The 293-nt window shown below is 33.8% G+C and carries 1 protein-coding gene; it reads left to right on the top strand.

Features of this window, described 5'->3' with window-relative positions:
- Positions 1 to 145: 145 nt before the first annotated feature.
- Positions 146 to 293 (top strand): ATP-binding cassette domain-containing protein (locus tag AOA60_RS01720; protein WP_143522354.1); only part of this gene is annotated, 148 nt, incomplete at its 3' end.

Here is a 293-nt window from a genome sequence, read left to right as displayed (position 1 = left end):
GTCTGGTATTGCTGAAGCATCTCCAGAGGATTATCAAATTGTACGTGATATGCTTGCAGAATTCAATGACTTATTAGAGTAAAAATATAAGAGAGGGAAAAGCCATTGCTTTTCCCTTATTCTATGAAAAAAGAGGGAAGACGCCATGATAGAATTTCGTAATGTATCATTAACATACCCTAATGGGCACCAAGGTTTAAAAGAAATTAACCTTGAAATTAAAGAAGGTGAATTTGTTGTTATTGTCGGATTATCTGGTGCTGGTAAATCTACATTAATTCGTAGTATTAATC

This window comes from Pseudomonas sp. 2822-17, assembly GCF_002742485.1.
GTDB lineage: Bacteria > Pseudomonadota > Gammaproteobacteria > Pseudomonadales > Pseudomonadaceae > Aquipseudomonas > Aquipseudomonas cyclaminis.
The sequence above is the reverse complement of the archived record's forward strand: the minus strand, read 5'-3'. Positions and strand labels throughout refer to the sequence as shown.